Raw genomic sequence first — 25505 nt, 5'->3', positions numbered from 1 at the left:
CGTTTTGATGAGAGCAATTGAGGTGCTAATCCCTAGCAAAAGGAATTGCTCACACCTGCATGCAAAATAACCGCAATTCAACGAAAAATTTTTTGTGCTTATAGTTAAAAAAAAGTCAGGTGAATGTGTGGATAAGTAGAACATGAGACGATAAACTATAATAGTAACAATTATTGGGATATTAACTATAACAGTTGAGGCGGCTATGACGAGATACGAACAATTAGCAGCGCAAATTCGTCAGCAAATTGAAGACAATATCTGGCAAGTGGGCGACAGATTACCTTCATTGAGGGAAAGTGTTAAACAGTCTGGTTTAAGTTTAATGACTGTTGTGCAAGCATATCAGTTACTTGAAAGCCAAGGATGGGTCGTTGCTCGGCCGCAATCAGGGTATTACGTGGCAAACCGCAATAACGCATTTGCTGCCGCAAAAGGAGGAAAAGGGCTACATTTGAATGAAAATGTAGAGATTAATGCCTCTATTTTTGGTGTCCTACAAGCTTGTAAGGACCCGAATATTATCCCATTTGGCTCTGCATTTCCAGAACCCGCCTTATTGGATGATCCAAAACTCGCGAAGTCTCTTGCGTCTGTTGCTAGGCGCTTATCGAAATTTAATACCCCGGCTAATTTGCCTCCTGGTAATGAACAACTGCGTCGTAACATTGCTCAGCGTTATGCAACCCAAGGGATCCATGTCGCTCCGGATGAAATCGTGATTACAGCAGGGGCAATGGAATCTTTAGTTTTGAGTTTACAATCGGTGACTCAGCCCGGGGATTGGGTCGTTATCGAATCTCCTGCATTCTATGGTTCACTTCAGGCAATTGAGCGGTTAAAACTTAAGGCCATTGCCATTAAAACAGACCCGTTATTTGGTATTGATCTTGACGCATTAGAGGATATTGCGAGCAAATATCCAATTAAAGCCTGTTGGCTAATGACGCATTATCAAAATCCATTAGGCGGAACGATGCCGCAAACAAACAAAAGACGTCTGGTCGATATCCTTAATAAGCATCAAATTACTTTAATTGAGGACGATGTTTATGGGGAACTTTATTTTGGTAGCAAACAGCCAATACCCGCAAAGGCACTTGATACTAAAGGTAATTTCTTTCATTGCTCTTCATTTTCGAAATGTTTAGCGCCGGGGTACCGAGTTGGTTGGGTCGCAGCAGGCCAACATGCGACAAAAATTCAACATTTACAAATGATGAGTACCGTTTCTGCCAGCGTTCCCACGCAATTAGCTATTGCGGAGTACTTATCATTAGGGGGATATGACAGCCACCTTCGTAAACTGCGTTTAACGATGGAACAGCGTCAGCACCAAATGTTGAGTGCAATAGCAAAATACATGCCTCAGTCAGTAAAAGTTAATACACCAAAAGGTGGGTATTTTTTATGGCTAGAGTTTGAACCGCCGTTTAATGCAATTCGGTTGTATCAACTCGCACTAAAAGAAGGGATCAGTATCGCGCCGGGAAGCATGTTTTCCACAAGTGACCAGTTTAACCATGCATTTCGTCTTAATGCATCGTTTACATGGAATGAGAGGGTGGAGGAAGCAATGAAAACTTTAGGTCGTTTATGTCACTTTTTAATCAATGAGAGGCGTGATTAGTCACATTATCGTCGTTAATTCATTGCCCTGAAAGATTAACTTTGCCAATCTAGGTATAAATCTAAATGTGTTAGCAGCAACAGACGGGAGGTAATGTGAAAATAAAATGTTTTGACATAATGGAATTACCTATCCTTGATTGGAATGATGGTGCGGGGGCCAGCCAAGAAGTGTTTTGCTGGCCGGTTGCATCGGATTATTCATTACGCGCAAGCATTGCAACCATTAACCAAGATAGCTATTTAAAGCGCTATGCAGAAGGGGAAAGGCTGGTGGTATTGTTGAATGACCAGCCGCTTCTTTTAAGCGATACCAAAGCGTTTGAGCATCGCCTAGAGCGCGCAGGTGATCACGCCCAATTTTCAGCTCAGCAATTTTGCGCGGTAAAAGTCTCAGAGCCATCAGTTAAGTTAATGAATTTTATTTTTCGAGATGATAGGTGGGTGGCTATAAACTATTTCATCACTGAAGATTGTAGATTACCCGCCAACCAAGCGGGGTTAGTCTACGTGCTCAATGGCGAATGGGAAATTTCAGGGGCAAATTGCCATCATATGGCGCAAGGACAAGGAGCGTGGTGGTTACCTGATATCGGTGAAGGAGAGATTAAACCACTTAGCACCGATAGCAAGTTAATCTGGATTGAGTTATTACCCCGCTAACTGGTTGCTAAACCGATAGCGGCTAGCGTTAGCATTCCACCTGCAACACCTTCGGTTATACGACGTTTTTTATCATTATAAGCTTGTTTATTATGCATGGATGCAAATAATGCACCTATCACGCCGTAGATCACGACACACGAAAGTATAAAAGTGGCTGAAAGTATCAAGGATTGAACAGCGACACTTTCTGTCAGTTTAATGAAGTTTGGTAAAATAGCGAAATACACCAGTAACCCTTTAGGATTAAGGAAGCTAGTTAGAAAGGCTTTACCTATTACCGCTTTTGTTGACACAGCTTGGATTCTTAGCTCACCGGCTTTCATCGCAGATAACATCATACGAACAGCAAGGTAAGTGACATAAGCGACCCCAACCCATTTAATGGTGTGGAAAATCATGGGTGAAGCTGCAACAATCGCCGCTAAACCAAGTGCAGCCAGAATCGCATGTGCCACATAACCCAATATAATACCCAAATTCGCTTTCAAGGCCGCTGAGGTTCCTCCCGATAATCCTTGTGCGGAAATAAATAGAATGTCTGGGCCTGGTGTGCAGACTAAAGGGATCACGGTTGCGCTAAATAAGAGTAAGTTCTGTAACTCCATTTCAATTCCTCATTATTGTTCATTGTTATTTTCACGCAACTGGCCAGTAGCGATAAAATTATAGCGATAATCCAATGATATTGGGTTTTTTTATTGCTTTAAAATAAACAAAAATTGGTATTTAATATCATTAATTAATATAAAATTGAGGGGGAATGCCAATGAAGGAAAGTAGACTAAAACTGGATGCCATTGATAGGCATATCTTACAAGTATTACAAAGAGATGGAAAAATTCAGAATATTGAATTAGCTAAAGAAGTGGGGCTTTCCCCGTCACCTTGCCTACGTCGTGTGAAATTACTTGAAGAGGCTGGGGTTATCAAACGTTATGTAGCGGTGTTGGATGGCAGTAAAATTGGAGCTGGCCTTTCTTTATTTGCTCGTATTTGGTTTAAAACACAGGATGCTAAAACCATCAACCAATTCGTTGAAGACATTAAACTGATGCCTGAAGTCGTAGAATGCCATTTAATGGCAGGGGAATGTGATGCATTGATCCGTATTGTGACGGAAGACTTAGCTTCATATCGTCGTTTTCATGCAGACCATTTGACACAGATTAGTAGTATTCAGAGTATTAAGACGGAGGTGCCAATGGAAACGGTGAAGGTCACTTATGCTTTGCCGCTCTGATGAGAAGAGAGACTCCGTTTTATTTATTAGAAATAATTTTTTTATAAGAGAAAAATAATTAAATAATACAAAAATGAATAGATAATAAATTTTGAATTTTAATCTTACAAATTGAAATATTATTTCGTTATTTTTAATATTAATGGATTATTTTGACTCTCTTTTTTAGATTATCACCCAATTCTTTATTTTATTTTATTTTTATATAACGCTTTGTTTGTTTAATGAGATAATTCTCATCTGTTCACAGCACTGCAGTGTACCCGTTGGGGGGATGCTGGAAAGGTTAGCTAATTAGTTGATATGTAAATAATGAAAGGGAAGTTTTTTTGATCCTGCGCAACATCATTTCACGTTAATTACTTATACTGTTAATAATACAAAATTAAAATAAATAATGTGAATATTTCTTATTTAAAAAATATTTTCAATTTAATCAATAATAATGTACGCACTTATAAGCCTATTTCTAATTGTTATTGGTACTATCATACCCGTTTATTAGTTGATTATTTGCATCCTGAGCTTAATTGAAAATTCACCGAATAATAGGAACTATTTTCGTATAAATCGAAGGAAAATTTATGATTTATCCTATTACTGATAGAACAATATCTACAGTAAATAATCAAAAATTTAAGCGTTATGCTATCCGCTATTTAGATATTGAACAGCAAACACAGCAGGCAATTACAGAATATGGCCTCAATTTTGAAGCCCCTTTTGAACAGCAACGTGAGATTGACCAACTCAAACGAGATATAAAAAGCAAAGGCGCAATTTTTTCGAATAGTGGAAAGAGTATACATTGTAATTGGCTATCAAGTGCTTGTGTACAATGCCGTACAGGGGAAGGGAGCCACACCACATTTTTATCCTTGAAATGCCATCGTGATTGTTACTTTTGTTTTAACCCAAACCAAGAGAATTATCAGGAATTTCAACAGGAAATGCGTGATGCTGTTGGTGAAGTTGACGCAATCGCAGAGCAAGGTTACCCACTCACCCATATCGCACTAACCGGGGGAGAGCCTCTACTTTTTCGCCAAGAAAGTATCGCATTTTTCCAAGCAGTCCAACAAAAATTACCTCAGGCTCATAGCCGGTTATATACAGCCGGTGACCCATTAGACCGTAATACCGCATTAGCTTTAGCGAAAGCAGGTCTACAAGAAATCCGCTTTAGTATCAAAATTGATGATCCTACAGAACGGATCACCAAAGTTTTACACCGTATCGCATTAGCGCGTGAAATTTTTCCCTCAGTCATGGTGGAGATGCCTGTTATCCCAGGAACAGAGCAGCAAATGTATCAGTTGCTTACTCAGCTTGATGATATTGGAGTTGATGGTATCAATTTATTAGAGTTTTGTTTCCCGTTAACAAATAGTGAAGCCTATCAATCTCGAGGATTCAAACTTAAAAATCCACCTTATGAGGTGTATTACAACTATTGGTATGCAGGTGGATTAGCTGTTGCACAGAGTGAGTTAGCTTGCCTTCGAGTTCTCAAATTCGCACTAGAAAATCAATTGTCTCTCGGGGTGCATTACTGCTCTTTAGAAAATAAACATACTGGGCAGGTGTACCAAAGCAATGCTTTTTTTGAAAACAATGAACACATAATAGGAAAGCATTATTTTTTCTCTTCTCGGGATTATTTTTTTAAAAGTGCCAAAGTCTTTGGTGATGATTGTGAAAAGGTGGCAGTTTTACTGAAAAACGCTGGTGTTTCTTATCATCAAGAATTGCTGCATGGATTTTTGCAGTTTAATCCTGAGGCAATAGGCTTATTAACCCCGCTAGGCAAACTACTTATCGCAGTGACCTCCCACATTATTGAACCCGATGAACAGGGAAATCCTTTAATTAAAGAAATCCGAATTGAGCTTACAACACCCACTGAATTTTTACTGACAGACCTGCAGGGAAATATTTATGACGAATGATGACCAAATTGTAGATTTTCTGTATGCACGTCAATTTGCTTATGACGTACTACGACGTTTGTTTATGGAAGAACCAACGCCTGAGCTATTAAATTATTTGAGAGACTCGGGGTTACTGTTATTTCCCTGTGATGATGCATTACCCGCGATGAAAAACGCGATAAATGACATGCATAAAGACTTAAATACGAGGCAGTTACAAGCTAACAACGATGATTTCGAAAATTTGCATTGGGACTTTACTCGCTTGTTTATAGGCCCAGAAGCCCCGCCAGCATCGCCATGGGAATCGACTTATGTGTCTCGTGACAAACTACTATTTCAAGAAAGTACGTTAGCAGTAAAGTCTTTTTATGAACAGTATGACGTTTATTTGCCAGAAGGTGATATGGAAGCCGCTGACCATATTGGCTATGAGTTAGATTTTATGTGGCATTTAAGTCTGCGCATTACTGAGCTTATTGACAGCGAAACAGGCCCTGTTGATTGGCCCAAAGTGAACGCGTTATTACTCGGGTCTGCAACATTCTTGAATACCCATTTATTGGCTTTTATAACGCCATTTTGCCGTTCAATGCATAACCACGCAGAAACCGTATTTTATCGTCAATTAAGTTCATTACTTGAGCTTTTTTTACGTAATGATATTAAAAAAATCAATGAATTAGTCAATTTATAATAATAAAACAAAATGAAGAGGTAGAAGCAATGTCAGAAAGACAGAAAATAGCCTTAAGTCGCCGTTCATTTATAGCATGGACATCAGCGGCATCAGTGATGGCTACGTTACCGCTGAGTAAGCAATTATATGCGGCAACACCAGAGGAAGAAAAAGCGGTTGTGCAAGCCACTGACGCAGTCACTCAAGGAAAATGGAAGCCCGTGGCCTGTTGGCACAACTGTGGTGGTCGCTGTGTTAATAAAGCATTGGTGGTTGATGGCGTCGTTGTTAGGCAAAAAACCGATGATGTGGTTGCAGACTCCCCTGATTTCCCACAACAACGAGGTTGTTTGCGTGGACGTTCACAACGTAAACAAGTCTTTGGCGCGGATCGGTTGAAATATCCAATGAAGCGTAAAGGCTGGGCTCCCGGTGGTGGGGATAAAAGCTTACGAGGACGAGACCAATGGGTGCGCATCAGTTGGGATGAAGCATTAGATATTGTGGCATCAGAATCGAAACGTATTAAAGAAAAATATGGTCAAGAATCTATTTGGATCACCGGCGGTAACGGTGTTGAAATCCAAAGCGTTTATGCAAAAGCAGGGGGATTTGTTGGCGATTGGGGAACAACCTCATGGGGCGCATGGTTTGAAACACCAGCTCATTTAGGATTACTTGAAGGGTTTTATACCTTTGGTACCAATGACCGTTTTGATATGCGTAACTCCCAGTTAATTGTGATGTGGGGAGCAAACCCTGCATGGAGTAGCCCAGGCAGCCCAACCTATAATTACTATCAAGCGAAAAAAGCGGGGGCTCGCTTCATTAGCATTGACCCAAGTTATACGACGACGGCAGAGTTAATGGATGCAGATTGGTACCCCATCAATCCGGGTACTGACCATGCATTAGCACTGGGTATTATGTACGCACTATTAGAAATGGATAGCCCTGACAGTCCGTTGATTGACTGGGATTTTTTACGCCGTTGCACAGTTGGTTTTGATGAAAGTAATATGCCAGCAGGTGCAGATCTAAAAGGGAACTTCAAAGATTATTTGTTAGGTACTTATACGGGAGAGCCAAAAACGCCAGAGTGGGCCTCTAATATTTGCGGCTTGTCAGCTAGCGACATTCGCACATTAGCGCGTGAAATCGGTGGTACCAATCGAGTTGCATTGCTTACTGGTTGGGCGCCTGCTCGAATTCATAATGGCGAAGGGTGGGTGCAAGCATTCTCAACCTTAGGCTTTATGACTGGCCATATGGGAAGGCCTGGCCGGATGACAGGGGTTAGTTGCCATTTCGCTGCTGGAAATAATGGCACGCGGCTCGTTATGGCGGGAGCAAGTGGGCTACCTTCAGTACCAAACCCAGTCAGTTTAAAAATCAATCACAATGAGCTTAACCGTGCATTATTAGAGAAAAAATTCCGCCAACGTGGTGTGGGAGATGTCGATGCAAATATCCAAATGATCATTCATCCATTCAATGCCACGTTACAAACACGAGCCAATATTTCGCAAAGCGTTGAAGCTTATCGTAAAGATATAGAGTTGGTTGTGACTGCGGCCTATGTTCCACATACTTGTGCGAAATATTCGGATATCGTCTTACCCGTAACTACGGAGTGGGAACGTGAAGGAACCATATTAAATCCAAGTAACCGCGAAGTTATTATAGCTGCGGTGAATGTAACACCACCACTTTATGAAGCAAAAAGTGACCAGTGGATCGCCAAAGAAATAGGTAAGCGTCTTGGTATTAATGTCGATGAAGTTTTTCCTATTTCAGAAAAGCAACAATTCTTCAATAAACTTAATGGTGCAACAATTATTGGTGAAGATGGTAAGACAACTGAACCACTAATAACAATTACCCAAGCGGATATTGATGAATGGCAAGTAACAGGTAAGCCGCAGCAAGGCAGGATCACCCTCAATGAATTCCTTACTGTTGGGAAATACCAAGTAGAGCGCTCCTCTGATGATAACTATGGTTATATTGCCTATGAAGATTTTATTCGTGACCCTCAGGCCAATCCACGACCAACACCAAGTGGAAAATTTGAAATTTACTGCCAAACATTAGTCGAAAAAGCGGATGAATGTGGCTGGACGAAATTACCACCAATTCCTGAATATATTCCGTCTGCAAGCGGTTATGAGGCAAGTTTTAGTGATTTCTCGAAGAAGGAAAAAGGGGATTATCCATTCCAAATCTATAATCCACACTACTTACGCCGCTCTCACAGTACGCTTGATAATGTGCCTTGGCTACGTGAACAATGGCCAAGCCCAATTTATATCAATGCCTCCGATGCAAAACGTTTAGGTATTAAGCACGGTGAAACTGTTCTGATCACGAGCCCATAAGGGAAGATTGTACGTCCTGCGTTGGTGACACAGACGATGAAACCTGGTGTTGTGGCGTTACCACACGGTAGTTGGACAAATGTTGATGAAAAAACAGGGATAGATATGGCGGGAGCCGACAATACGCTAACCATTCAAGTCCCGACAGGGCTGGGTACATCAGGGTGGAATACGATGCTATGTAATATCGAAAAATGGCATGGTGACCAGTTAGTTCCAGATGCTGCAATTCCACAGCGTATTATATTTTAGGGGGCAATGAGAAATGGATAAACAAGTCGGATTTTATATTAATGTTGCCACTTGCATTGGTTGTAAAACCTGTGTTGTTGCATGTAAAGACAAAAATGACCTTGAGGTCGGACGCAACTTTCGTCGTGTGTATGATATTGAAGTGGGGGAGTATCCACGTCCTCGGACTTGGCACTTGTCTATTGCCTGTAACCATTGTGATGACCCGCAATGTGTCAGCCATTGTCCTACTACTGCAATGCACAAGCGAGAAGAAGATGGAGTTGTATTAGTCGACCATGATAAATGTGTTGGTTGTCGTTATTGCACATGGGCTTGTCCATACGAGGCGCCTCAGTTCGATGCCAGTATTGGTATGATGACCAAGTGTGACACTTGCATTGACCTACGTGAAAAAGGCGGAAATCCAATGTGTGTTGATTCTTGCCCTATGCGTGCGATTGAGTTCGGCCTTATTAGCGAATTACGTAAAAAATATGGCTCGAATGCAGATATTGCCGGGCTACCTAGCTCAAGTATTACCAAACCGAACCTAGTTGTCGGTACAAAAGGATAAGGAGAATTATCATGCATGAATTTCCATTGGTGATTTTCACCTTATTTATGCAAGCTTCTGTGGGGTGCTTGCTCGTCTCATTAGTCTGCTATTTTCGTGTGCTTGAAGGCGGAAATAACCAACAAAGCGTCCAGTTTATCAAACTGCCTATTTTAGCAAGTTTTGTGTTGGGTTGTGTTGGGTTGCTAGGTTCATTATTTCATATGGGTAACCCGTTACACATGTTTTATACCATGCTGCATGTGTCTACTTCATGGATGAGCCGTGAAGTGTGGGCAACGGCAATTTACATGGGGCTACTATTTTTCAGTGTTGCTCTGTTATTGCTTAAGCAAAAAGCGAATGCGCTGCTATTGTTGCTTAGTGCGTTAGCCGGTATCATCTATATGTATGCAATGTCAGCCTTATATGCTAATACCTTGTTTAACCTATGGAATGGTTTATTTACCTACGCCAGTTTCTTTGGTGCAGTATTATTACTGGGTGGTGTGGTAGCCGCATTATTACTTGTAGGTTCTTTGCGCCGCGATGGTAAAGAAGAGCAATTAAAACGAGTGGTTAAAATTGCATTAGGTATCGGCGTTATTGGGATCTTACTGATGCTATTGGGCGCGTTATCTCTTCTCGGAAACATAGGAGAGCCTGTTTATATGGGAATGACGCCGCGTGAACTCCCAGATGGTTTAGTGAACTTAAGTATTGTTAGGGTCATACTTGTTGCATTAGGTATCGTATTTGCGGGTCGTTTACTGTGCCAAAAAAAGGGACACACTGTAAATGCAACATTCGTCATGTCACTTGCAACGCTCTGTATTTTTGTGGGTGAAGGTGTTGGCCGAGTGGTATTTTTCTCTCTAGGCGGTTAATTCCTTTAGAGACAAAATGATATTTGCCTCTAATTATATAATGTTTACCAATAATGTGAACCGAGGGATCTCCCTCGGTTTTTTAGTTTTCTATACTCTCAATAAATCAATAACCCTTTATATGATAAGGGATTAAGCGAATGTAATTTCAAAATAAATAGTAAATTAAGTTGATTGCTTGTAATGATTATAATTATCATTATCCCTCTTAATCTCCTTTACTGTTTATTCTTATGAATTTAAAAACTAGCAAGCTACTCATTTCATTAGCAATTTCAGCGGCATTAGCGCCTTATCATGTATTTGCTGCTGATAATTCAAAAAATGATCAGATTACAGTTACAGGCAACTGGCTTGAAAATACGGAAGATAGTGAGGTGGTATTTAATCACCCAGGTGCTCGGACAGTAAGAAATCAACAGCAAATCAAAGAATCTGGCAGTGAAACTATTGCCGATGCATTGAAAGGAATACCGGGTGTGCAGGTGCGCGAAAGTAACGGGACAGGTGGGAGCGATGTTTCCTTGAATGTTGGGGTTCGTGGGTTAACCTCACGCCTTTCACCCCGCTCAACGATTTTACTCGATGGTATGCCACTAGCGGCCGCGCCTTATGGCCAACCTCAGCTGTCGATGTCGCCATTATCACTAGGGAGTATTGAATCTATTGATGTGATCCGCGGAGGAGCTTCCGTACGTTATGGGCCACAAAATGTGGGTGGCGTCATTAACTTTGTGACAAAACCTATCCCGAAAGACTTTTCTGGTGGTGTTTCGTTACAAACCCAAGGGGCTAAAACAGGAGGGCTCAAAACCCTAGTCGATGCGTCCGTGGGGGGCTCAAAAGCCGATGACTCTGCGGGAGCGCTATTGCTGTATTCAGGGTTACATGGGCAGGGCTACCGTAAAAGCAATGATAATACAGATATTGATGACCTGATTTTAAAAACACGTTATGCCATAACCGATAACGACGAGTTACTGGCTAATTTTCATTATTATCATGCAATGTCAGGTATGCCAGGTGGGCTAACTCAAGCGCAATATAACGCTGACCCATTCCAATCAACACGGCCTTATGACCGTTTTGAAGGAAATCGACAAGACATGTCATTGAAATATAAACATGAAGAAGATGATAAACAATTTGAGTTAATGACATGGTTTAGTAAAAGTTATCGGGGGAGTTATATAGAAAGTGACCATAAAGATAAAGCGAATGAAAGACGGTTAGTTTCTTACCCTCGTCACTATACCGCGTATGCAATTGAACCGAGTTATTCACAATTATTCCGTTTTAATGATATTTCACATGAAGTGACGGTGGGATACCGTTATTTAAATGAAACCGCAGACGAAAAAGCTTACCGTTCAAATTGGTACCAAGCCGGCACTCAACGTTCGCGGCCGAGTACTAATGATTATTACCAACACACATCAGGTGGAACAGAAGCCCATGCTATTTACCTTGATGACACCATTGATGTTGGTAATTGGACGGTGATCCCAGGGATCCGCTATGAGAACATTAATATTCATTTAAATGACAGTTTTAAAAACCAAAACAGAAGTAAGCGATATAGCGAACCGCTTCCTGCGCTGGCGGTGATCTATCACATTGATGATGAATGGAAACTATTTGCCAATGCGAGTACGTCATTTGGCAGTTTGCAGTATTTTCAGTTGAATACGAAAGGGGTAGGGAATTCACCCGCAAATGGGTTAAGTGCAGAAAAAGCACATAACTATGAAGTGGGGACTAAATACGATAATACTGCGCTATCTCTTGAAGCGACATTATTTTATATCGATTTCGATGACCAATTACTTTACGTTGAAAATACAACGGGTTGGACAAATTTGGGAGCCACAACTCATCAAGGTGTGGAATTGGCGGCAAGGTATAACCTGTCTGAGCTGAGCGATAAATTGGATGGTATAAGTATGTATAGTACTTATACCTACACTAAAGCGGTAAGTAAAAAAGGGGATTTCGCTCATAAGGATTTACCGTTTTATTCACGGCAAGTCTTTACCGCAGGTAGCCGTTATGAAACTGGTAATTGGGTATGGAATTTAAATACTTATGCACAATCTACCCAAGAATCGCCAGGAACATCAAGCCATTATGTAACAAAACCAAGTGCTGATGGCCGATACGGAACAATCCCCGGTTATATGGTGTGGGACGCACGAGGCGAGTACCATTTTGGAAAAAGTTTGTCTGATTTAACGCTATCTGCTGGTATTAAAAATCTTTTTGACCAAACTTATTTTACACGTTCTACGGATAACAATTATGGTATCTATGTGGGGCAGCCAAGAACTTACTATGTTCAAGCATCCGTAAAATTTTAATAAAAATAAGGCAGAACAATGATGATGAGAAAACTTATCAATGCATTCGTGCTGATTCTTAGTGCTGTTAGCCTACTATTTTCAACTAATAGTTTGGCGGCACCTATCACTGTGACGGATATTGCGGGTAGGGATGTGACGGTTAATGCCCCTGTATCTCGAGTGATGCTGGCGGACAGCCGTGTTTTAGTTGCGTTAAATATATTACATCCGCAAGACCCATTAAAAGGGATTATTGCTTGGGATGATGCGTTAATTAAAAAAGCGCTTGATTTGAGTGTTGCGTACAGCAAAAAATTTCCACAACTCAGTCAAATACCTGTTTTTCCCAACCCTTACACGACAGATTTTAGTGTTGAAAAGGCCTTAGTAGCTCAACCTGATTTGTTAATTTTTGATATTGGCTTAAAAAGTAAGCTTGCTGAAAGTGGCACCTTATCGTTATTGGAAAAAAGTGGTTTACCCGTTATTTTTATCGACTTTAGGCAATATCCATTAAAAAATACCATGCCGAGTATGGTATTACTTGGCCAAGTATTCGGTGAGGAACAACAAGCACAAGCATTTAATCAGTTTTATCAACAAAAGTTAGACTTAATCCGTTCAAGAGTGGCTAAACTTAGCAAAGAGCAGCGTCCAAGCGTATTCATTGAACGAGCTGCTGGTATCCAAGGGGAAGATTATTGCTGTAAAACGTTCGGTAATGGTAATTTTGGCGAATTTGTTGAAACGGCAGGCGGGAATAACCTTGGTTCACAATGGTTTAGTATTGGAATGGGTGGGGAAATCAGTGAAGAACAATTGATTCACAGCAACCCTGATTATTATTTAATGACCGCAGCTGATTGGGATAGTACCCGTAAAGGTAGTGCTTCTGTGCCGTTAGGTTATACGGGGGATAAACAAAAGTCTTTAGCTCGCTTGAGTAAGCTAATGGATCGCCCTAAGTTTCGTTCATTATCTGCTTACAAAAACAAGCAAGTATTAGCGTTATACCAGCAATACTACGATACGCCATTTAACATTATTGCGGTGGAAGCGATTGCAAAATTTATCCACCCAGAGTTGTTTGCAGACCTTGACCCACAGGCAGATAGCGATTATTTACACCAGACATTTACTGCCCTAGAGGGGGATGGTGTGTTTTGGGTTCAAGCGGAATAATTATCTTCTCATATAGCCCGCTTTAGTGGTGTTGGCAGTTAAAGCGGGCAAATTTATTGGTTAATTATATTATTTTTAAGTTTCGTTGAGCACGGGCAAAATGATTTTTGACGGGTATTCGCTAGAAATATGTAGGCTATTACAAGCTATTTTCCAGGTTCTATCACCCGCGATAGTTTTACCTGTATTTGTATTGAAGTCATATTTAGGGAAATTGCTACTAGAAATATCTAATCGGATACGATGTCCTTTTGCGAAACGGTTTGCACAGGCAAACGGCTTAATTTTTACTTCGACAATTTCATTTGGGGTTAATAATTCCTTCCGTTCATAACCATGCCGAAAACGACAACGGATGATGCCATCAGTAATATTCATGGCATAGCCTTGAGGGTAATCGGCACTGGGAGGGTAAACATCAATAAGTTTTGCAGTGAAATCTGTATCTAATGCATCACTGCTTATCCAAAGCGACACTTCAATTTCACCTGCTAAACAGACATCTGCTTGTAATTCTTCGGTTTCGAATACTAATACATCACAGCGGGCAGAAAGGGGTAAGTTATTTTGTTTACTACCAAAAAACTTTGGTAATTCACATTGATTGAAAGCCCCACCCCAAAATATAGGCTGACCTGAGGTTAAGGCACCGCCAATGGTAGGCACTGGGTGCTTAGGGTCATAACAATAGGATATTGTGGTTGTTTTAGTGTAGGGCTGATGATGTAATTTGTTATCTGGCCACAGATAATACGCAGTTTTCTCAGTATTTGGCAAAGGCCACTGATGGTGGCTAAGCCATTTTCCCCCATGCTCTATACGTCCTTGTTGGTTGCGTTTACCACTTCCACCACCCATCATGAATATTGTTACTTCGTCACGATGGTTTTTGGCGCTCTCATCCTTTAAGTGAGTTTCAAACCAGTTTAAACGGCAAGATAACCAACTTTCACTAACATTGTGGTCAAATGCTGCGATATCACCAAACTCTGCGTCGCCACTATGCGTGATATTACGGTCACCATGTAGCCAAGGCCCCATGATCAATTTTTGCGATGATTGTTTTTTGGTAACAAATGCATAGTAGTTATCTAATGTTGAACTGACATAGGCATCGTACCAACTAGACATAAATAACACTGGGATATCCGGTATTTGGTCATAATAGCCTTCGGCATAAATGCCTATTTTCTGCCAATAATCGGAAAAACACTCTTCTTCCCATTGCTCAAATAAATACGATTCATATTCAGGAACATGTTTAAGCAATGTTTGCCCTTGATGCCATGGCATTGTCGTAAACCATTCATGGATATTTTCTTGTTCGAGTGCGGCTAAAATTTCGGGAGATTGCTGGGCGAGTGGGCTTAGTTTAGCTTGCTTAAACGCCCAAGTGGCTTGTTTGAGTTCAAAAGCCCCCCCTTGACGGATCCCGCATTGGTAGGCGTTGGCAAAACCGCCAGAATCCAGCACCATCGTCTGTAAACCTGGTGGATTTAAACACGCCATTGCTAATTGTGTATGAGCGGCATAAGAGAGACCCATTGAGCCTATTTTGCCATTACACCAGGGTTGTTCCATAATCCATTGTAATGTATCAAAACCATCTTCAGCTTCATTAATATATTTTGTGAACTTTCCTTCGGACTCATAACGCCCGCGGCAATCCTGATACACGACAATAAAACCATGTTTATTGAAGTATTTCGCCATTTCTTGGCGTGTTATTTGCTGGCCTGATACCGTTTTTTCCGAACGAGAAGGTGCGGTTTTATCATAGGGGGTTCGCTCTATAATAACGGGAAAAGATGCAGTTGATTGAGTTTGTGGAAAGTAAATATCGGTTGATAGCATTATTCCATCACGCATTTTTATTCGGTAATTCTTCATATCCATCTTACTAATACCCTATGGTAACGGCGACGCTCAGTAAACCAATGCTGATTGCCATAAAAATGATCAAAAGCGGTAAAATGTATTTTGCCCAGGTGGTCCAACTGACACCGGCTGTAGCTAAAAAGATCAATAACCCACTAGATGTTGGTGTGATCATATTGGTTAGCCCATTACCCATTAAAAATGCAAAAACCGTTGTTTGAGGGGAAACACCAGAAATTTCACCAACGGGGCCTAAAATTGGCATTGTGACAGCTGCTTGCCCAGAAGTAGATGGAATAGCAATGTCTAATAATAGTTGGGAAATAAACATGCTATATGATGAAACATAAGGACCGTGATTACCGACAAGCCCAACTAATTGATGAATAATGGTATCAAGAATTTTACCTTGAGAAAGAATAATTTCGACAGCAGTCGCTAACCCAATTAATACCCCTGCGATGAGGACTTTTTTCATTCCACTGACAAATGCATTAGCGGCGGCACTTGCGGTCAAACCACTACAACAAGTTAAAATAACACTTAAGAATAAATAGTAAGCAGATAAATCATTATTTTTCCAATGCCAGCGATTAGAGGCATAGACTAAAAATGCAACACCGATAGCTAAGACAATTAACATAAGTTTATGGCGATGGGTTAATTGTGTGGTTTGATTATGTTCTTCAACCACATAGTTTGTGAGCGTCGTTTTACGAATGCTATAGAACACGAATAAAATACCGAGTGTAATAAAAATAAGGTACGCCGCAATTCGCATACTTAAACCACTAAACACGGGTAAACCAACAAGCGGTTGTGCGATAGAAAGTGCATATGGGTTGGTGATGGAGGCGAGGTATCCTACCTTAACCGCAATAGCTACAATGGCAAGCCCAATAAGTTCATTCAACCCAACGCGTTTCACTAAGGCTATAACCATGGGAATAACCAAAAGATACTCTTTGGCTAACCCCATAAAGGTACTTCCCATAGAAAATACAATCATTAAGAAAGGGATTAACAAGTAGATATTGCCTCGGGTAACATGGAGCAATCGCTCTAGCCCTGATTCTATAGCCCCTGTTTTATTGAGAATACCAAACATTCCTCCGATGAATAGCACCATATATATAAGTGGCGATTGCTTAACAATTCCTTCGGGGATCGCTTTAAATAGTTGAGGCAAACTGACTGGAGCGGCAGTACCTTCCTCCGATTTCTCAGTGCCTAATAATTGCTCTAACGTAATGTCTTTAGTGATAGTTTGGTAAGAATCAGGAATAACTTTCTTGCCATCACGCTCATATTGGCCTGAATTAACAAAATAAGTCATTAAAAAGGCAATGATAACTATAGTTAACATTACTAAAACCGGGTTCATTTGCCAGCCTGGTGGTGAAGATGGGCTTTGTATTGTGCTGTTTGTTGGTTGCATGATGTTGTCTCTTTTATTGTATTAATTATGAGTCGTAACCGAGCTGCCTCGATATACGTAAAGCAGACAGAAGCAGTTGTTCAGTCATATCTTGTTCTTTTTCATCAGAAAAACGGCTTAGAGGTAAGCTAATACTCAGTGAAGCAATGCATTCCCCATGTTGTGAAAAGATAGGTGCGGCGATCGCACCAATACCTGCGGTTAATTCACCTCGGGTAATTGCAAAACCTTGTGAGCGTATGGTTACAATAGATTTTTCAATAGAGGGGTTCTTTTCAATAAAATGTGCTTGAACATCTTTAGGTGAGTAAGCCAATAGCACTCTGCCTGAAGCCCCAGATCCTAACGGTCGGCGATTACCAGCTTCACTGCGCACTTGAAGTGATTGTCCTGATGGCTTATGAAGAACTTGTAAAATTTCATCGTTGTCACGTATACGCATTTGAATATTTTCATCAAAACGTTGACGTAGTTGCTCTGCTTCAACCTCTGCGACGTGGATATAGTTAATTTGTTGGCGAGCGCAATTCCCCAAGCTTAATAATTGATGGCCTAAATGATAGGTAACCGGATTTTCATTTTTTTGTACGAAATGGCGATTTTCCAATGTGCATAATAAGCGGTATACCTTGGATTTATTCATGCCAGATAAGCGTGCAAGTTCACTTAACCCAAGATTGTTTTTTTCACCTAATAGCATCAATAACAATAAAGCATCATCAACGGCAGTGACAATATTCTCTTTCATCTTAACCTCGACTGGTTTATACAGTAAACCATTGGTTTATTTAATAAAATTAGCATGGAGAATAATAAAAAATGATTCAAGAAAGTTGTTAATAAATTGTGATGTGAGTTAGGGTTTTAAAAAGGTTTATGTCAGTAAAAAAAAGAGTAATAAAATATTTATAAGATAAAACAATTGGCTATATAAAACGTAAAACGAGAAAGTTTTGATGGCAACGTGAATAGAAATGATTGTAAATGGGAAGCTAATCGTCATTTATGGCGGTTATTTGGTTCACCTAGTGAAATTGATTCGTACACCAGCAATAAATAAAAGAACCTACAGCGAAAAAAATCGTCGTTTTTATTGAATTTTTAAGGGGAAAATTCGGAAATGGCAGAGGTTATCAAAAAAGCATCGAAGGTATTTCTTAAATAATGAGCCTTATGGCAGAATGAAATTCACTTTCTTTAATGGATAACAGAGATGAAACTCGCGCTGGTCGGTTCTGGAAAAATAATCATGTCGGCTCTTGATGCCTTAATACAGGTGCAGGGGATAGAGCTAGTTGCACTGTGTGTTCGGGCGGAAAGTATTGAAAAGGGGCAGGTTATTTGCCAACAATTTGGTATAGCAAAGTTGTATACTGATTATCAAGAACTCCTGCAAGACCCTGATGTTGAGGTGATATACATAGGTTTGCCAAATCATTTGCACTTTCAGTATACCTTTGATGCATTGATGGCCGACAAACATGTGGTATGCGAAAAACCGTTTACACCAAATTGGCAACAATTGCAGGTGTTAATTTCCATTTCACAGACTAGAGGGCTTTTTTTGTTTGAAGCCATTACGTCTATTCATACTCCTGAATTTCATTTTATCAAACAACATATTGATAAAATTGGTGAAATCAAAGTGATTCACGGTAATTACTCCCAATATTCAAGTCGATACAATGATTATTTGCAAGGCCGTATTCATGCCGCTTTTGACCCTCAGCAAGCAGGCGGTGCGCTCTATGATATTAATCTATATAACATTTATTTGTTATCGGCTTTGATAGGAGCACCCGATAGTAGCCATTATATTTGTAATAAAGGGTTTAATGGAATTGATACATCAGGGATATTAACCGCCCATTTTGGGCGTTCAGTTGCATTGTGTGTGGGAGCGAAAGATTCGGCGAGCCCTGGTTACTTTATTATTCAAGGTACCAAAGGGTATATTTGTATCAAGGGGGCTCCAAGTCTTTGCCAGTCAGTCGAGGTTTGCATTGACGGGGAAATATCCAGCGTATCTCGGGATGCAACAATCAATCATATGGTCTATGAGTTTGCATTCTTTCGTGAGCAAATTGGCACTAAAAGCCATGCTAAATGTAATGAATTGCTTGAATTAGCATTAATTGTTTCAAAAATATTGCATCAATCACGGGACGATGTAGGGCTGGTATTTGAATCATAAATACATTGGCAGCGCTATGGCTGCCATAATTTGTCAATTTAAAATGAATATAAAGATGCTACTGATTTACCAAGCTTTTCAGCAAGCTCAGATGCCGCATATCTATCCATGATCACTTCGATATAGGCCGCATGGTTCGATAGCTCGGCTTGTTTAATCGCATTGTCTAATTCAATACAGTTGGTAACACGCTGACAATACCAATCTTTACAGCCTAATGCCGCGGGAAGCTGTGCATAATTCCACTGGGGTAAGTCGTTGTAATAGGCTTCAGGGTTTTTACACAAAAGCCGCTCAATTAAATAGCCGTCATTATTTAGGACAAAAATAATGGGTTTTAAGCCAAAACGGGCAAACTGGCTAATCTATTGGGCAGTGAGTTGGTGAGAACCTTCTCCTGTTACTAAAATCACCCGTTTGTGTGGCTCAGCTATTGCTGCACCAAATGCAGCAGGAGTGGCCCAACCGATAGAGCCCCACAAGGTTTGGTTATGAAACTGTGCATTTTCAGGTAATAAAGCAAAACCTAACCCCATGGATGCAGTTCCTGTTTCTGCAATAATAATATCGTCCTTACGGAACATTTTTTCTAGGCGAGGGTACAAATATGAGGCAGTAATTTGGCCATTTTCACCTTGTTGTGGAGATCCTAAATCTTGGGCTTTGATCCCAACATGGTTCAGTGAGGGCACAAGTTCTTTTAATTTATGTAACACATCTTTCATCAATACATTTGGATAGATAGCAGAGCCCACTTTCACGTGGTCAGAAAGAATGTTAATACAGCTTTCAGGGGCAATAGCTGCCGTGAAGCTGCCGGAGTTGAAGTCCGTTAATACTGCCCCGATCCCCATAACACAGTCACAACTCTCGACAAATTCTCTCACTTCAGGATTCATTTGTTTTCCGTTATAAATACCCATATATCGAGAGTTAGATTCGCTTAAGACCCCTTTATCCATAAACATAGTGGCATAGGGTAGGCCAGTTTTCTGAATAATAACCTCAACATCAGTCGTTAAGCCGAAACGTGCTGTTAAAATTCCAGGAATAATGCAGGCTTTTGTACTCGATGTGAGCTTTTCGACAATAGCTGTAACGGCAGCTGATAATGACTCGCTATGACTTTTATTTATAGTGATAGTTTCAGATGTTTTATCTGCTTTAATTGGCATAACAGCGTAGTCAGAAGGGAAACCTAAATAAACGGGTCTAGATTCTTGTAAAGCGGTTGTAATTAAACGTTCTGTTTCGGCAATACAGTTTTCAGGCGTTAAAATAGCGTGAGCACAGCTTAAGTGTTGGCTCATTTGATAAAACACATCGAAATCACCATTTCCAAGAGTGTGGTGAACTAAGCGGTGGTTTTTTTGTACCCCACTTGCTGGCATACCAACAAGGTGAAAAATGGGAAGATGTTCAGCATAAGCGCCTGCAATACCATTTAAAGCACTGAGTTCGCCGACACCAAACGTTGTCGATAATGCTGCTGCACCTTTCACGCGGGCGTAGCCATCCGCAGCATATGAGGCATTAAGTTCATTGCAGTTGCCAATCCAGCGCATATTTTCACTTTCACATATTGCATCTTCAATAGGGAATGCGTAGTCACCAGCAACACCCAAAATATCGTGAATACCGATTTGGTAAAGTCTGTCCAATACGTATTCGATAACCGTCTTATTCATCATGCTGATCTCCATTAATTGCTTAGCTAATAATTCTAAATTGAATTATTTTTATCGTTTATTGTGCTTTAAAGGAAATCACTTAAACTCATTCTATCTATAACTAAAAATCATAGGGGGGGGGATGGACATTCGTTCATTACGTTATTTTGTTGAAGTCGTACAGCTCAATGGTTTTAGTCGTGCGGCAGACAGTTTATTTGTAACGCAACCGGCGATTAGCCGCAGTATTAAAAAATTAGAAGATGAGCTTGGATATACATTGCTGATTAGGGAAGTCGATGGCGTTAAATTAACGGAGGAAGGGGACATTTTATTGGCTCATGCGAAGCAAATTCTTTCACAGTTTAGCTGTATGAAGAAAGCGTTACAGGAAAGGTCGGGTCCTATATCTGGTGTGCTACCTGTTGGGCTACCCCCCGTGATAGCATCGACCTATTTTGCTGACATTATTATGGCTTTTAGCCAACGTTACCCACAGGTGGAACTGAAAATTCTTGAGTTAGGTACCCGAAAAATGCGTGAGGCAATGTTAAATGGTGAAGTTGAAACTGCCGCTGTGATGTTACCTTTTGCTGATGACCGCTTTGAAGTACACCCCTTTTCAACGGACCGATTAATGCTATTAGTCAGCAAACAACATCCACTCGCGATCCGTGAATTTGTTAAATTTAGTGAAATAGTCGATGAGCCTTTTATTTTCTTTTCTGATGACTTTCTAATTAATGAACTGGTTGTCAGTGCTTGCGGTGTTTATGGCAAAAAGCCCACTGTTTCCGGACGCAGTAGCCATTTAGATTTGGTAACTGCCATGGTAAGAGCCGGGGTAGGGGTAACGCTACTACCAGATAGTATGTGGCAGAATACCAGTTCAGTGGGATTATCCGTTATTCCAGTTATTGAGCCAATATTGGCTTACGACATTGCTTTAGCGACAGTAAAAAACCACCACCAAAGCCGTCGTGCCAAAGCATGGCATGATTTGGCGTTAACTATATTAAAGGCCAATAGGGCAAGATGAGGCAGTTAGTCCTGTATTGCTAAGTCTTGCATTAAACAGCCCAAAAATATTCATTTATTAATGAATATTGCTAAGGTTTAAATATTTATCTTAATTAAAAATTTTCTTTAATAAACAGAATCTATTGAGATTATAAAATAATTACATAAGAAATTATTTTTGATTTAAATCACATATGCGGAATATTGTTCATACATTAATGAATTAAAGGCGCTATTGTTAAGCAAATGAAAATAAATTGTTTATTTTATTTGGCGGGGTGACAAATGAGCGCAGTAAAATATGATTATATTATTGTAGGTGCGGGTTCTGCCGGTTGTGTTCTTGCTGCTCGGTTGATCCAAGAAACGCAATCTAGAGTATTACTTATCGAAGCGGGCGATAGCGATAACCATTTGTTTATTCGTATGCCTGCGGGCGTTGCTAAAATTATCGCCCAAAAAAGCTGGCCTTATGAAACTGAGCCAGAGCCTCACGCTAATAACCGTAAAATGCAAATAGCCCAAGGGAAAGTGCTGGGGGGAAGCAGCTCTGTCAATGGAATGATCTATATCCGAGGCCAAAAACAAGATTATGATAATTGGGCTCTAAACTATGGTTGTGAAGGTTGGGGATATGCGGATGTATTGCCATGGTTTAAAAAAGCAGAGAACAATGAAAGCTTGACAGGGGAATATCATGGAACAGAAGGCCCACTTCCTGTCAGTGAAAATAGATATCGGCACCCATTATCAATGGCATTTATTCGTGCAGCACAAGAGCATGGTCTTCCTTATCTCAATGATCTTAATGGAGAAAGCCAGCAAGGAGCAAGCTTTTACCAGACGACAACGCATAATGGAGAAAGAGCCAGTACATCAAGAACCTATTTAAAATCAGTGGAAAAGAATGATAAGTTGACATTAAAGCTTGGCACTCAAGTGAACCGTATTATAATTCGCGATGGCCGCGCGATTGGTGTTGCTTATCAAGGGAAAAATGGCCATGAAGTTGAGGCATTCGCTAGTTGCGAAGTATTGGTTTGTTCTGGTGCGATGGGCTCTGCAAAATTATTGATGCTGTCAGGGATCGGGCCAGAGGAACACCTATCTTCGTTGGGGATTGATACTCATGTGAATCTGCCTGTTGGCAAAAATTTTCATGACCACCTACATATATCAATTAACGTCACGACTAAGCAACCAATTAGCTTATTCGGCGCAGACCAAGGTCTAAATGCGATTAAACACGGGGTAGAGTGGATAGCATTTCGCAGTGGACTGCTCACCTCTAACGTTTTAGAAGGCGCTGCATTTAAAGACAGTTGCAGCCAAGGTCGTCCTGATGTACAAATTCATTTTTTACCTATTTTAGATAGTTGGGATGATGTTCCTGGCGAACCTCTACCCGCTGCCCACGGCTTTTCTTTAAAGGTAGGGTACCTGCAACCTAAGTCCCGTGGTGAAGTTTTATTGCGCAGCGCAGACCCACAAGCACCACTAAAGATACATGCTAATTATCTTGCGTCACCTGAAGATATGGAAGGTTGCAAACGTGCAGTTAAATTTGGACTGGAAGTATTGGATTGCCCTTCATTACAAGTATTAAGCAAAGAAGTTCTAATGCCGCCAGCGTCGGTGCGCTATGATGAAGCTCAACTTGAAGAGTTTGTCCGAAATTTTTGTAAAACGGTTTACCATCCTGTGGGAACTTGCCGTATGGGAACGGATACCACAACATCAGTGACTGATTTGCGGTTACGTGTACATGGTATTGAAAACTTACGTGTCGTGGACTGTTCTGTGATGCCTGAAATTCCAAGTGGAAACACCAATGCGCCAACGATCATGATTGCAGAACGCGCAGCAGCGATGATTATAGAAGATAGAAACTGTAATGGGTCAACATAGGAAAAACAGCATAAAACCAAGACAAGCGCCTGAGTTTTATGCTGTTTCAATAATCTTACGGTACTTAGACCAAGCTAATGTTAAGTTGTGGTATGCACATTAAACCACTATTTTTATTTTATTGATTTATAATGTAGAATAGCCTTATTTTCACGATAAAAGTTCGATCGTACTAATTACTTGAAAATAAATAAAGCTACTGATATTCCACTTTCAATATTCCAGAAGCGGTAAATAAACCGAGTTCAATTTCTTTTCCTTCATGAAATACTGGGGTTGCAGTTAATACTGGTTGTGTTTGATAAGTGAAATTACGGTATTCATTAGGTAATAAAAGTGTATTATCTGCTTGAATTTTTAGACCTAAATTAGGGTTGGATGTTTCAACTAAATCAGTATTAAAGCCAGCACTAGAGCTTTCAAGCTTTAATTTAAGATTTGGATTACTGGATGATTTATTTCCGCAATCCAAATGATAGTCAATATTTTTTGTATAGCGTTCACTGGTAAACTTATTTAGATTTATTTCACCAAATGAGACCTCAATAGGTTGTCCAGGGCCATTTTCACCATATACATCACAAGTGCTTTCAATAACATCTACCTTAATTGTTAATGTATAGGTTTCTGCAATACAAAATCCACTAAAAAAAATAATTAGTGTGTTCGTGAGTATTGCAAATAGTAAAAGTAATCTTTCTTTTATTATTTGAATTAAGAATATCATAATTATTTATACTCCAATCAATAAATTAAATAATTTATTTTTATTAATTAATTACAACAGATAGAATAGCATTTCCAACCCTCGAACCTGGTTCAGGATTTCCCAATGCAGATAGAGTTGAGCTAATGGAGAATGGTAAGTTAGTATTTTTTTTAATCTCAGTTTGAACTAAATTATTTGACATACATTTTCCTGAGACACATACATCTAATTGGCTTTCTACACCATGTAATAAATCAATTTTATTTTCAGGTAAAAATTGGAATGTGGCGCTCATATCGCCAGTGCATGATATACTTCCGTCAATTTTTGCAATATTTCCATTTATATTATTTGAATTGACATTACCATGAGATATAGTTAATGGCATAGATACATTGCAAGAAGGCAATACAGGGATTTCAGGGACATTAACTGAACAGGTTGTTCCTACAGTTTTGTCATTCACAATTATTTGTAAACAGGTATCTGCATAACCTGTTGCAGATGCAGAATAATCGAAGAAATTGATATATCTAACATTAAACTGCCCAAATTTCACACCAAAATCAGGTAGCACCTCACTACAGTGCTTAGGTGTGTTTCGTGTGACTGAATAGTATTTAACTACACCTAGATTATATATACTACTAAACCCAGATAGTAGAGTAATATCTGGTGTTGCCATAGATTGTATAGAGCCTGTCGATGAGCGACCAGTTGCAATAACTGTAATATTACATTCAGTATTTGTGCTGTTTTTGATCTCATCTGGAATATACAAAAAATAAGGGCCTAACGTTTTTGGTATAACATTGTATGCATCACTAATTAGTGGATGCTTTATACTTGTTGTATATATACTGTTAGGATTTAATGGGCTTGCATTAGCTTTACTATTAATTATGAATAGTAAAGCTAGCATCAATATTTTTATAAGATAAATGTTTTTATTTTTTAGCATTACGCTATT

20 protein-coding genes and 1 pseudogene are annotated in these 25505 nt (G+C 40.0%); 14 read left to right on the top strand and 7 right to left on the bottom strand.

Going from position 1 to position 25505, the window contains the following annotated elements; all coding sequences use genetic code 11:
* Positions 1-205: 205 nt before the first annotated feature.
* Complete coding sequence (locus M1F26_RS10685) at positions 206-1630, top strand: PLP-dependent aminotransferase family protein (protein ID WP_004264022.1); 1425 nt, start codon at positions 206-208, stop codon at positions 1628-1630.
* 95 nt (positions 1631-1725) lie between these two features.
* Positions 1726-2292, top strand: a complete 567-nt coding sequence (locus tag M1F26_RS10680; RefSeq protein ID WP_227528771.1) for a HutD family protein — start codon at positions 1726-1728, stop codon at positions 2290-2292.
* Here M1F26_RS10680 and M1F26_RS10675 read toward each other — a convergent pair.
* Positions 2289-2900: a LysE family translocator gene (locus M1F26_RS10675; RefSeq protein ID WP_140170536.1), complete on the bottom strand. Its 612-nt coding sequence runs from the start codon at positions 2898-2900 to the stop codon at positions 2289-2291. The genes M1F26_RS10680 and M1F26_RS10675 overlap by 4 nt on opposite strands.
* Before the next feature lie 155 nt (positions 2901-3055).
* On the opposite strand from M1F26_RS10675, the gene M1F26_RS10670 reads away from it, so the two are divergent.
* The 9 genes from M1F26_RS10670 (at position 3056) to M1F26_RS10630 (ending at position 13718) form a co-directional block, all read left to right on the top strand.
* On the top strand, positions 3056-3535 hold the full coding sequence (locus tag M1F26_RS10670) for an Lrp/AsnC family transcriptional regulator (protein ID WP_140170535.1): 480 nt from the start codon (positions 3056-3058) through the stop codon (positions 3533-3535).
* 584 nt (positions 3536-4119) lie between these two features.
* Entirely contained in the window at positions 4120-5484 is a 1365-nt protein-coding gene (locus M1F26_RS10665) for a radical SAM protein (protein WP_140170534.1), read from the top strand.
* The gene (locus M1F26_RS10660) at positions 5474-6163 is read left to right on the top strand and encodes a molecular chaperone (protein ID WP_125891025.1); all 690 of its coding nucleotides are present in this window, start codon (positions 5474-5476) and stop codon (positions 6161-6163) included. The genes M1F26_RS10665 and M1F26_RS10660 overlap by 11 nt, the downstream gene beginning before the upstream one ends.
* 29 nt (positions 6164-6192) lie before the next feature.
* Positions 6193-8523: a molybdopterin-dependent oxidoreductase gene (locus M1F26_RS10655; RefSeq protein WP_318837567.1), complete on the top strand. Its 2331-nt coding sequence runs from the start codon at positions 6193-6195 to the stop codon at positions 8521-8523.
* Positions 8524-8559: 36 nt separating this feature from the next.
* Positions 8560-8775, top strand: a complete 216-nt coding sequence (locus tag M1F26_RS10650) for a hypothetical protein (protein ID WP_318837566.1) — start codon at positions 8560-8562, stop codon at positions 8773-8775.
* 13 nt (positions 8776-8788) lie between these two features.
* Complete coding sequence (locus M1F26_RS10645) at positions 8789-9331, top strand: DMSO/selenate family reductase complex B subunit (RefSeq protein WP_140170532.1); 543 nt, start codon at positions 8789-8791, stop codon at positions 9329-9331.
* 11 nt (positions 9332-9342) lie between these two features.
* Positions 9343-10197, top strand: coding sequence for a dimethyl sulfoxide reductase anchor subunit family protein (locus tag M1F26_RS10640; protein WP_140170531.1), 855 nt, complete (start codon positions 9343-9345; stop codon positions 10195-10197).
* A 233-nt stretch (positions 10198-10430) separates the two neighbouring features.
* Positions 10431-12554: a TonB-dependent receptor family protein gene (locus M1F26_RS10635; RefSeq protein ID WP_140170530.1), complete on the top strand. Its 2124-nt coding sequence runs from the start codon at positions 10431-10433 to the stop codon at positions 12552-12554.
* A 21-nt stretch (positions 12555-12575) separates the two neighbouring features.
* Positions 12576-13718 carry an ABC transporter substrate-binding protein gene (locus M1F26_RS10630; RefSeq protein WP_180359467.1) on the top strand — a complete coding sequence of 381 codons (1143 nt, stop codon included), beginning with the start codon at positions 12576-12578 and terminating at the stop codon, positions 13716-13718.
* A gap of 75 nt (positions 13719-13793) precedes the next feature.
* On the opposite strand, the gene M1F26_RS10625 is transcribed toward M1F26_RS10630, so the two are convergent.
* From M1F26_RS10625 to M1F26_RS10615, 3 genes are read right to left on the bottom strand one after another with little or no spacing between them, the layout of a single operon-like run.
* Positions 13794-15614: a CocE/NonD family hydrolase gene (locus M1F26_RS10625; protein ID WP_180359454.1), complete on the bottom strand. Its 1821-nt coding sequence runs from the start codon at positions 15612-15614 to the stop codon at positions 13794-13796.
* A 4-nt stretch (positions 15615-15618) separates the two neighbouring features.
* Positions 15619-17034 carry a YfcC family protein gene (locus tag M1F26_RS10620; RefSeq protein ID WP_180359453.1) on the bottom strand — a complete coding sequence of 472 codons (1416 nt, stop codon included), beginning with the start codon at positions 17032-17034 and terminating at the stop codon, positions 15619-15621.
* Positions 17035-17059: 25 nt separating this feature from the next.
* Positions 17060-17782 carry an IclR family transcriptional regulator gene (locus M1F26_RS10615; RefSeq protein WP_140170528.1) on the bottom strand — a complete coding sequence of 241 codons (723 nt, stop codon included), beginning with the start codon at positions 17780-17782 and terminating at the stop codon, positions 17060-17062.
* Between the two features lie 465 nt (positions 17783-18247).
* On the opposite strand from M1F26_RS10615, the gene M1F26_RS10610 reads away from it, so the two are divergent.
* The gene (locus M1F26_RS10610) at positions 18248-19228 is read left to right on the top strand and encodes a Gfo/Idh/MocA family protein (protein ID WP_140170527.1); all 981 of its coding nucleotides are present in this window, start codon (positions 18248-18250) and stop codon (positions 19226-19228) included.
* A gap of 38 nt (positions 19229-19266) precedes the next feature.
* Here the strand turns inward: M1F26_RS10610 and M1F26_RS10605 are convergent.
* Positions 19267-20916, bottom strand: a pseudogene (locus M1F26_RS10605) (alpha-keto acid decarboxylase family protein).
* Between the two features lie 124 nt (positions 20917-21040).
* Here M1F26_RS10605 and M1F26_RS10600 point away from each other — a divergent pair.
* Both M1F26_RS10600 and M1F26_RS10595 read left to right on the top strand, forming a co-directional pair.
* The gene (locus M1F26_RS10600) at positions 21041-21937 is read left to right on the top strand and encodes a LysR family transcriptional regulator (RefSeq protein ID WP_140170526.1); all 897 of its coding nucleotides are present in this window, start codon (positions 21041-21043) and stop codon (positions 21935-21937) included.
* A 266-nt stretch (positions 21938-22203) separates the two neighbouring features.
* Positions 22204-23826, top strand: coding sequence for a GMC family oxidoreductase (locus tag M1F26_RS10595; RefSeq protein WP_318837565.1), 1623 nt, complete (start codon positions 22204-22206; stop codon positions 23824-23826).
* 196 nt (positions 23827-24022) lie between these two features.
* Here the strand turns inward: M1F26_RS10595 and M1F26_RS10590 are convergent, their stop codons facing one another.
* Together M1F26_RS10590 and M1F26_RS10585 are read right to left on the bottom strand one after the other, a co-directional pair.
* Positions 24023-24553, bottom strand: a complete 531-nt coding sequence (locus tag M1F26_RS10590) for a fimbrial protein (protein ID WP_140170524.1) — start codon at positions 24551-24553, stop codon at positions 24023-24025.
* 43 nt (positions 24554-24596) lie between these two features.
* The gene (locus M1F26_RS10585) at positions 24597-25496 is read right to left on the bottom strand and encodes a hypothetical protein (protein ID WP_200129136.1); all 900 of its coding nucleotides are present in this window, start codon (positions 25494-25496) and stop codon (positions 24597-24599) included.
* Positions 25497-25505: the final 9 nt, after the last annotated feature.

The organism is Providencia sp. PROV048 (assembly GCF_033688165.1).
GTDB classification, from domain to species: domain Bacteria; phylum Pseudomonadota; class Gammaproteobacteria; order Enterobacterales; family Enterobacteriaceae; genus Providencia; species Providencia hangzhouensis.
The sequence above is the reverse complement of the archived record's forward strand: the minus strand, read 5'-3'. Positions and strand labels throughout refer to the sequence as shown.